Raw genomic sequence first — 9,701 nt, 5'->3', positions numbered from 1 at the left:
CCTGCGCCGATGATACTGCCATGCGGCGGGAAAGCAGGTAGCGGCCGGCTTCTTTATTTTTCTACAGGCCTCCCGACATGCGGGAGGTCTCTTTTTTGCCGTGGCAATAAAGCGCCGCCTCTCTGAGTGCCAAGAGGAACTGCGCAGGGTCACCTTTATCGCCCTCAGATAGCCGTTGATTTACTTTTCTGGCACAGTTTCTTGCTCCTTTGTTGACATCTTCGTATTTTGCATTTAAAATAAAAAATCACTTTTTTATTTTTCTTAATTGTTTACATTATGAGGTTATTGCATGGAAAAGAAAACCATCCGTGAAGCTTATGCTGACTTTTTTAAAGCTCTTTCATTGAATTCTGTTGCTGCTGCTAAAATTGACAGCTCAAATGTTTATCAACTTGCAAACCCAAAAAATAGAAAACTGATGGATAAACTGGTTGAAGACAATCTTTTGCCAGAAAGTTATTTAGGTGGCATTAATAATTTTTTGGATTTTTATAATCAGGTGAAATCAGGAAAAAGCGGGCTGATTTTAATGGAACATTATTCAAATACAGATTTGCCGGCTTTGCTTTATATGCTTGAGCACAGTGGAAATTCGGATTTGGCTGATCTTTCTAAACGGACAGTTGCAATTGCAGGCATGAAACTGAATGAAGACAATCCTATTGTCCGTGCATTTGCCGAAAGTTTCACGAGGGTTGTAATTTATCCTACTAGAAGCCTCACAAAAAATGAAGAAAAGGCTCAGTCTGAAGAAGAAGCAAAGGAAGAAATGCTCAAGGCAAGAAAAATTAATTTGGCTGCAATGCGTGCAATGGATGACTGCAAGAAACGTGGTGAAGTTATTTTGGTTTTTCCATCGGGAACAAGATACCGTCCGGGACATCCTGAAACAAAACGCGGATTGCGGGAAATTGACAGTTACCTTCGTTTGTTTGACATTGCAATTTGTGTAAGCATAAACGGTTCGATTCTTGAAATTCAGGACGGAAAAGAAGATATGCTGAGCGATTTGGTTGGTTCTGATAAACTCGTATTCACAGCAAGTCCTGTTATTGAATGCAAAAAATTCCGCAGTGAATATCTTGCGACTTTGCCAGAAAGTGAACCTGATCCTAAGCAGAAAATGATAGATAAAATCATGGATATTCTTGAAACTCAGCACGAAAATGTGGAAAAGACACGGCTTTCTTAATAAATCGTTTTTAAATCAAAAAACTTTATTAAGCAACGGTTATTTTTTTCCGAAATTTAAAAGAAAATGTTTATCAGCATTGTAAGGTAATTCTGCGGAAAAAAGCTTTCTTATTGGAATTGCTCCTTTTGTTCCGCTGTGCTAATATCTTATGGAAAAAAATATGACCGAGAATGAAAATTTTAATCAGAAAATTATTTCAGCTGCAGAAGAGCGGGAGCAATGGTTTGACAATGTGGAGCTTCCTAAACTTTTGGAAGATTATAGGCTTCATTTTTCCTGCTTGAGGAATATTTTTGACAATCTTGTAAAAAGATCTTTGGTTGTTCCAGATCCGTATAAAAATGACAGCCGCATTACTGCAATTTCCTTGCCTGAAACTTCATCTTTTGCAGATAACGAGCGTTCAATTGTTCTTGGAATAAGACTAAGCCAATATGAAACGATGCTGGATTATGTCTGCAACTTTATGAAATTTTCTGTTTCGCAGCTTGACAACGGAAAAATTAAAAAAATGCTTGAGCTGAACAATACTTTTTCTTGGGCAAACTTGAGCGTTAATTCAACTCGGCCTAATACGCGTGCGCTTGCAATTGCCATGAATGAACTTAAAAGCGGAGTTCAGCCGATAGTTCAAAGTCTTCTAAAAGACAGCGTTTCAAAAACACAAACTGCGATGGCTGAAATTGACAGCGGCTTAAAGAACCTTGCGGATTTTCAGCGTGAACGTTATAAAGTTGAAATCAGAAAAAAAGTTTTTGCAAATCCATCCTTTGACAAAGAAAAGGCGTTTGCTTCTTCGGGCGCATTGCTTGGTGAAATAAAGAGGCTTTTTCCATCTTGCTTTCCGGGAAAAGCGTTTAATAACGAGCTTGTTTCTGAACTGGTTGTGGAAGAAACTTCACCAGAAAAAGAAAAACTGCAAAATTCTTTGTACGAAAGGCTGAAAATAAAAGATGTCAAGGAAGAAAAAAAATCTACGATTGACACTCACGCAATTATAATGGATGCTTTGCGGATTTTGGCTTCAACAGGAGAGCAGTTCAAGGCAATTGCTGAAAAGGTCAACTTTAACCATGAAATTCTTCAGAGTGAAAAGAAAACTTTTAAAGACGCAATTCTTAGATTTTTAAGAAATCTTTTTGGATTGGAAGAGCCGCCCGTTTCTTACGATATTTTTATTACTGACAAGCGCACAGAAACAAAGAAAAAAGAAACAATAAAATACAACGAATTTTATGCAACTCTTCAGAAAAAAACGCGAGTTTATGCTTCGTTTATCAGTCCGAATTCACCTGGCTATAAAAAAGCCGACAGCCAGAATGATTCAGCGATTCTTGAATATTTAAACAAGCAGATGGTTGAAAACAATCATATTTTTGCGCAGCTTTACGGGCTTGATGAATTTTTCAAGAATACTTCAAAAACTGTTGACCGCTCAAGAATCAAAGGTTTGTCTATGGAGCTTATGACAATCAAAAATATTGTTGTCAAATTTAACCAGAAACGTGCAGAATATCTTTCCTATGTTGAAGAGCAGGAACAGATGAAAAAACTTGGAATTTTATAAGTTTTATAGAGGTTTAATTTGAAAAAAGTTTTTGCAGCGTTAGTTTTCTTTTTAATTAGCGTATTTTCTTTTGCACAGGATTTGCCAAAGCAACGCAGAGTCAATATTTGCGCATCGCTTCATTCTTATGACATGAATCCGCATACGGCCGCTTTTACTGCCGAAGCTCAGCTTTTTACTGGCTTGTACGAAGGACTTTTTTCTTATGACCCTGTTAATCTTGCGCCTTTGCCTGCGATTTGCTCGTCATATAAAATTTCACGTGATAAAAAACGCTGGACATTTTCCTTGCGAAATGATGCGAAATTCAGCGACGGAAATTTGATTACTGCAAAAGATGTAAGAAATTCCTGGATTTCACTTTTGGAAACTGCTAACGCTCCGTTTGCTTCGCTTTTGGATTGCATAGAAGGCGCGTCTGATTTTAGGCAGGGAAAAATTTCTGCGCAGGATGTAAGAATCGATGCAAGAGATGATTTTACAGTTGTTGTCCATTTGACTGAACCGGCTGGTCATCTTCCGAAAATTTTGTGCCATCATGCTTTTAGTGTTGTAAGTGAAAATAAAAATGTCTATAGCGGGGCTTTTGCGCTTGAATCTTACGACGGAAATGAAATTCTAATTAAGAAAAATGAATTTTACTGGGATTCTGAAAATGTGAAAGTTCCTGAAATAAAAATTTCTTTAAGCGATGATTATTCTGAAAATTCCCACAAATTCAACAACGGCGAAATTGACTGGATTATGGGAAATGCCGAAGCTTCAAAAATAATTGACAAGTCAAAGCTTTTGATTGGCACTGAATTTGGAACGTCCTATTTTTTCTTTAAAAAGCAAGACAATGTCTGGGCAAAAAAAGAATTCCGAGACGCATTGCTTGAAGCAATTCCTTATGACAAGCTGCGTGAAAAATTCAATATAAAAGCTGAAACTTTCATTTATCCTTTGCCGGGTTATCCTGAAGTTGCAGGAATTTCAGATTATGATGAAAGCGATGCTTTAAAAATGATGAATGAAGCGCGGCAGAAAAATGGAATTCCACAGGAAGAAAAACTGACGTTGATTTTTGCTGCGACTGGCGATGGTTACCTTTCAGAGTGCGCGCAAATTTTGAAAAATGCCTGGGAACCGCTTGGTGTGGATTTTAAAATTCAGACAACAAGCTTTGACAGATACAATGCTTCGATTCCGTCCTGGAAAGCTGACTTGTTCCATTATTCTTGGATTGGCGACTTTGCTGACCCGCTGGCTTTTCTTGAGCTTTTCCGCGGAAATTCTTCGCTGAATGTTTCTGGATTCAAAAATGAAACTTACGATTCTCTTTTGCAGGAAGCTTCACGGATTGACAATATTTCCGATCGTTACAAACTTATGGCGCAGGCTGAGCAGATTCTTTTGGATGAAAGCGTTCTGATTCCTGTTTCGCATCCTGTAAGCGCGCATCTTGTTAATACTGATGAAATCGGCGGCTGGAAAGTGAATGGACTTGATATTCATCCGCTGAAATATCTTTATATAAAGCCAGCTCCGTTTTCAAAAGTTCCGAACTTAGTATGCTATTAATTTATTATTTCCTTTAAATTTACGCTGATAAAGCCGGCTCTTGCAGTTTTAAAAAAGGAACTTTCTTCCCATGCGACATAAAGCGTGTCTCCAGAAACTGCCATTTCTCCATAAGAAAATCCTTTTGGCAAAAGCGGAAGCCTGAATGCTTTTATGGAATTTTCTGCTGATTTTTTTATGTAAGTTGTGCCGTCTGAAAAAACTGCTGTTATGTATTTTTTTCCAGCTGAAAATCCTGCGTGCGCGCTCAAAAAATTGTCGGATGTTCCAATGTGGCTGTAGTTTTCTGGACTTGTTCCAGATGGATTTTTCCATGAAATATAAAATGAAAATTCTTTGGGAATAGAGGCAAGCAGCGATTTTAGTTCTTCAGGCGATTCTTCAAAAAGCTTGGGAAGAATCATTTTTTTGTAGCTGTCTTCTGTCAATGGATTGAACATAAAAATTTCTTGGCCCAACGCAGGACAGGCTTCTGTCAAAGGAACTAAAGGCTGCCAGCAAAAATATGAAAATTCAACTCCGTTTTGTACTATTTTTTTTGCAGAACAAGCCCAAGTTTTTCCGTCCCAAAAATATCCTGTAATTTGATCTTCATCTTTAAGATTTAAATTTGAATAAGAAACTATTGGGTAGAAAAGTTTTGAGTCCGGTGCAAATTCAACAAGAAAAGGTCGCGTGCTGTGAATTGTAGTTTGATTAAAATCTGAATTAAAAAAACTGCTTCTGTACAAGTAAAAAACAGGCTTTCCGTCGCTGAAAACCAAAAAATCCGCAGTGTCCGGAAGAAAAATTGAATTGTCGCAATAAAGCTCTATTTTGTCGTTGTTAAAGCAAAGAAGTCCTTTTTTATTTACTAAGGCGTATGCAGAAAATTCAGAAGTTTTATTTTCTAAATCTACCAGGCTTGCCGCGCTTGTTATTCGCACTGATTCTGTCCAGGGTTTTTCATAAACTTCTGGAGCGTTTTGCGGCAAATCGATTTTTTGAAATCCTTCATTTGAAAAATAGTACCAGTTATGGATTTTTACAGTCGGCAGTTCAGTTGTGGCAGTTTTATTTTTTTTTGCGCAAGAAAACAGAAATATTAAATTTGCCACAATGAGCATTTTGAAAAATATTTTTTTCATTTTAAATCCTTATTTAAAAATCCATTTTATGATACAACGAATTCTTTTTCATTCCAATAGTTTTAAATCACTCTTTTTGAAATTGCCTGAAGAAATTTTTTTCATGATTCTTTCTTTGTCAAGCTTCCAGACATTTTCTTCAAAGACGCGGCATTCTTCCATGAGTTTTTGCCAGTTGAATTTTGAAAGATATTCATTTTTGCATGAATCGGAATCCACTGCGGCGGCTGAAATTGAAAACAAAACTTCCGCGGCAAATCCATCTAAATAAGTCAAATTGTTTCCGTATGGATAAATTGCGCCGTAGATTTTTTTATCTGAATGCGAATAGGCGAGCAAGGCTGTAGCTTCGTTTTTGTTTACTTCAGAGTAAAAATTTCTTCCGATGACAAATATTTCTTCTGAATCCGGCTGACGGCTTGTTTTAACACTCCATTCGCCTGAATACGGAAGACTGAATTTTTCATTTTCTGTGTAGCTGAAAAATTCGCAGGAAAAAAATAAAATGACCGGGCAGATAAATAAAAAGTTTTTCATGCTTATTATATATCCGCAGAATAAAAAAAATTGCAGAAAAAGTTCAATCTTTACATTATTTTTATATTTTCCTGCCTGAAGTTTTTTACAATGCCGGTTAAAATGCAGTTTTTGGCTTGAATTAAATCTTCATTTTTTATCCAGACTATAAGTTTTAATTTTGCGGAACCTCCAAGTCCGTCATAAAAAACTTGCGGTTCCGGAGACTTAAGAACTACTGAGCAGCTCAATGCAATTTCTTTTATTTTTTGCATTGCTTTTTGCAAGTCGGCTTCGTAACTTATATGAATTTCAAAAGTTTGTCTTGTCGTTTTGTAGCTGCTGTAATTTGTCAGCACGGAATTTATTATGCTGCTGTTTGGAATTCTGACTAGCTGATTGTCTAAAGTTTTTATTTTTACGCTTAAAAGCCCTACGGATTCTACAGTTCCGCTTGTTCCGCTTACAGAAATTGTATCTCCGATTTTCATGGATTTTTCGCCGAGCACAAAAAGTCCGCTTATAAAATTACTGACGCTTGTTTGCGCTGCAAATCCGATTGCAAGTCCCGCAACTCCAGCTGCGCCCCAAATTGCTTTTAAGTTGATTCCGAAAAGTCCCAAAATGTACATTCCGATTAAAACATAAAAAATGTAGCTTATGGCTTTGTTTACAAGGACTGCAGTGTTTTTTTCAAGTTTTGCCGCCGCTTTTATTCTTATGAATTTTTTTATTAGCCTATAGACAATATAGAAAATTATGATGGAAACAATGCTTATTGCAATTTTTAGTATATTTTCAAATGTGAAATATTTTATAAATTCATCTGCGTGCAAAATGCTTTTTGTTTTTTCAATTGCCTGTGAAAAATTTTCTTCCATGAATTTTCCTTCTATAAAAATGCTTTTATTTCATCAAGTATGCGGCTTGCAAGTTCTTCTTTTTGCATCAGTGGAAGTTCTTTTTGAAAATCTTTTGTAATTATTGTGGCTTGATTTGTGTCCGCTTGAAAGCCTGCGCCCGGAGTTTTTAAATTGTTTGCGATGATTAAATCCAAATTTTTGGCTGAAAGTTTTTTCTTGGAATTTTCAATTAAGTTTTGTGTTTCCATAGAAAATCCGCAGAGAATTTGATTCGGCTTTTTATTTTTTCCAAGGAAAGCAAGAATGTCGTCTGTGCGCTCAAGTTCTATTGAAAACTCTTCGCCTGTTTTTTTTATTTTTTCAGAGCTGATATTTTTTGGACGGAAATCTGCAACTGCCGCGGATTTTATTATTATGTCAAAGTCCGGCGCATTTTCTTTTACGGCTTCAAACATTTCTTTTGCGCTTGTGATTTTTATTGTCTTTGCATTTTGCGGCAGGTTAAGCGATGTCGGGCCTGAAATTAAAGTTACTTGCGCGCCTCTTGCTGCCGCTGTTTTTGCAATTGAATAGCCCATTTTTCCAGATGAATGGTTTGTGATAAACCGAACAGGATCTATTGCTTCTTGAGTTGGTCCGGCTGTAACAAGAATTTTTTTGCCTAGAAAATCTTTTTCAAATGAAATTTCATTTTCAATAAATTCAAATATTGCTTGAGGCTCAGGCATTTTTCCTTTTCCTTTTTCACCGCAAGCAAGAAGTCCTGTTTCCGGCTCAAGGATTTTAAATCCGAACTTTTTGCATTTTTCAAGATTGTCTTGCGTTATTGGATTTTCGTACATTGCTGTGTTCATTGCAGGACAAATTATCTTTGGGCATTTTGCAGCAAGGAAAACAGAAGTCAGCATATCGTCTGCCATTCCGTTTGCAACTTTTGCGATTGTGTTTGCAGTTGCCGGAGCAATTAAAAAAATATCCGCCTTTTGCGCAAGTGAAACATGGTTTACTTTGAATTCAAAATTTCTGTCAAAAGTATCTATGAGGCATTTGTGTCCGCTTAGAGTTTCAAATGCAATCGGATTAATTATGTTTGTGGCGTTTTTTGTCATTAGAACGCGGACTTCAGCTCCTGTTTTTACAAGCATGCTTACAAGTGTTGCTGTCTTGTATGCCGCAATGCTTCCTGTAACTCCGACTAAAATTGTTTTGTCTTTTAGCATATTTTGTTTTCCTTTTGCGCGGATTCAGTTTCTGAAGCTTTGTTTGCCTTTAATTCCATGTTTCTGTATTTGAGCGGCGTCATTCCTTTGTATCTGTGGAACATTTTTATAAAATAGCTGAAATCTTTGAATCCGCATTTTTGAGCGATGTTCAAGAGCTTGTCGTTGGATTCCCGTAAAAGCGCGCAGCTTCTGCTGATTCTAAACCAGTTTAAATATTCAACTGGAGAACGTCCTGTCATTTCTTTAAAAACACGGCAAAAATATTTTGGCGAAAATCCGGCTGCCACAGAAAGTTGCTCAAGTGAAATGTCGTTTCCGTAGTTCTTTTTTATAAAATCCAAAACAAGATCAAGCTTTTTATTTCTAGCTCTTTTTTGCGCCGGAAGAATTTTCTTTTCCGAATAAAAGTGATTCTTTTTTAAAAGCCCAAAGAAAACAATCAGCGCGCCGGAAGCGATTATGTCCCAGCCTTCTCTTTGCTCGCGGATTGTGTCGAATAAAAATTCAATTGTGCAAAAAATATCTTTTTGTTCCGCCGGAATATAATTTTGCAGCGAAATATTTTCCAATATAATGTCGTTTATAAAACTGTCCGGACTGAATCCATGCTGGCGCAAAAGTTCAATATCAAAAACAGCGGATTCGTATTTACTTGCGCCTTTTTCTGGTGCGTCTCCGTGGACAATTTTTCCGGGAATAATGCAAGAATCTCCTTTGTTTAAAACAATTTCGTGGTCGCCAAGAAAAAGATTGTAGCTCCCAGAAAGAATGTGGATAAGCTCAAATTCTGTATGCCAATGAAGCCACAAGTCGTAGTACGGATTTTCTGTATTGCAAAAATTGTACTGCAACGGAAAAAGCGAAGTTCCGCGCTGCTGCCGTTCATTTACAGGAATTTTTTCTTTCAAGTCAGAAGATACTTTTGTCATATTTTTATTCTCGTTCCGATTATATCATGTGGTTTTATCAAAAACAACCTTTTGTTTTAGTTGGGCAGCTTTTTGTTGAAATAAAGTTTTTTAGAATTTATAATGCCTTTATGCTGACTTATTTTATTGCCGTTGCTGTTTTTGCGCTTATAATTTTCTTGCTGAATCTTTATATAAAATTTAAATCCTTGGAAAATAAAAATTCAGAACTTAAAGCTAGAAAAATCCGCAGTGAAAATGCACAGAAAAAAGGACTTTTGGTTTCGTGTCCAATTTGCGGTTCTTCTCTTCTTCCGGGTGAAGATTTGGTTAGCAGAGTTTACAGACCTATGAATGTTCCGGATCAGCTTTGCACGATAAACGGCTGTCCGCATTGCTATCCGCGAGTTGAGCCTGGATTAAAAAGAATTTGTCCTGTTTGCCATAAAGAAATTTCTCTTGCAGACGGACATCTTGTTGCCCGGCTTTTTAATAAAACTGAAGGAAAAAAGCACGTTATTGTAACCGGTTGCAATTCATGCTGCAAAGGAAAAAAATAGCATTTTATCTAAAAAAAATCTAAAGTAAAAAAATCAAACTCCGACAATCAAAATATAGGGTGGTAAACCCAAAGCAGGGGAAGCAGGCACAAAATGTTTGCTTAGAACTCCAGTATCTTGATCATAGGAGATAAATTATGGTTATCAATCACAACATGAGTGCAATGTTTGCACAG

9 protein-coding genes are annotated in these 9,701 nt (G+C 36.7%); 4 read left to right on the top strand and 5 right to left on the bottom strand.

Going from position 1 to position 9,701, the window contains the following annotated elements; genetic code table 11:
* Positions 1 to 292: 292 nt before the first annotated feature.
* The 3 genes from B4C08_RS06165 to B4C08_RS06155 all read left to right on the top strand — a co-directional run bounded on the left by B4C08_RS06165 (position 293) and on the right by B4C08_RS06155 (position 4,328).
* Positions 293 to 1,195: a 1-acyl-sn-glycerol-3-phosphate acyltransferase gene (locus tag B4C08_RS06165; protein WP_296664015.1), complete on the top strand. Its 903-nt coding sequence runs from the start codon at positions 293 to 295 to the stop codon at positions 1,193 to 1,195.
* A 163-nt stretch (positions 1,196 to 1,358) separates the two neighbouring features.
* Positions 1,359 to 2,765, top strand: coding sequence for a hypothetical protein (locus B4C08_RS06160; protein ID WP_296664013.1), 1,407 nt, complete (start codon positions 1,359 to 1,361; stop codon positions 2,763 to 2,765).
* 18 nt (positions 2,766 to 2,783) lie between these two features.
* Positions 2,784 to 4,328 (top strand): peptide ABC transporter substrate-binding protein, encoded by a 1,545-nt coding sequence (locus B4C08_RS06155; RefSeq protein WP_296664011.1) that lies wholly within the window; start codon positions 2,784 to 2,786, stop codon positions 4,326 to 4,328.
* On the opposite strand, the gene B4C08_RS06150 is transcribed toward B4C08_RS06155, so the two are convergent.
* The 5 genes from B4C08_RS06150 to B4C08_RS06130 form a co-directional block, all read right to left on the bottom strand.
* Positions 4,325 to 5,425 (bottom strand): hypothetical protein, encoded by a 1,101-nt coding sequence (locus B4C08_RS06150; protein WP_296664009.1) that lies wholly within the window; start codon positions 5,423 to 5,425, stop codon positions 4,325 to 4,327. The genes B4C08_RS06155 and B4C08_RS06150 overlap by 4 nt on opposite strands.
* A gap of 78 nt (positions 5,426 to 5,503) precedes the next feature.
* Positions 5,504 to 5,992 carry a hypothetical protein gene (locus B4C08_RS06145; RefSeq protein WP_296014780.1) on the bottom strand — a complete coding sequence of 163 codons (489 nt, stop codon included), beginning with the start codon at positions 5,990 to 5,992 and terminating at the stop codon, positions 5,504 to 5,506.
* A gap of 50 nt (positions 5,993 to 6,042) precedes the next feature.
* Positions 6,043 to 6,852, bottom strand: coding sequence for a mechanosensitive ion channel family protein (locus tag B4C08_RS06140; protein ID WP_296664007.1), 810 nt, complete (start codon positions 6,850 to 6,852; stop codon positions 6,043 to 6,045).
* A gap of 11 nt (positions 6,853 to 6,863) precedes the next feature.
* Entirely contained in the window at positions 6,864 to 8,054 is a 1,191-nt protein-coding gene (coaBC, locus tag B4C08_RS06135) for a bifunctional phosphopantothenoylcysteine decarboxylase/phosphopantothenate--cysteine ligase CoaBC (protein ID WP_296664006.1), read from the bottom strand.
* Positions 8,048 to 8,986: an AraC family transcriptional regulator gene (locus B4C08_RS06130; protein ID WP_295797653.1), complete on the bottom strand. Its 939-nt coding sequence runs from the start codon at positions 8,984 to 8,986 to the stop codon at positions 8,048 to 8,050. The genes coaBC and B4C08_RS06130 overlap by 7 nt, the downstream gene beginning before the upstream one ends.
* Positions 8,987 to 9,096: 110 nt before the next feature.
* Here B4C08_RS06130 and B4C08_RS06125 point away from each other — a divergent pair, with 110 nt between their 5' ends.
* A complete protein-coding gene (locus tag B4C08_RS06125) occupies positions 9,097 to 9,525 on the top strand; it encodes a hypothetical protein (RefSeq protein ID WP_295797656.1) in 429 nt (142 codons plus the stop codon).
* Positions 9,526 to 9,701 lie beyond the last annotated feature (176 nt).

Source organism: Treponema sp. UBA753, from assembly GCF_002297325.1.
In the GTDB taxonomy this organism is placed as follows: Bacteria; Spirochaetota; Spirochaetia; order Treponematales; family Treponemataceae; genus Treponema_D.
The sequence above is the reverse complement of the archived record's forward strand: the minus strand, read 5'-3'. Positions and strand labels throughout refer to the sequence as shown.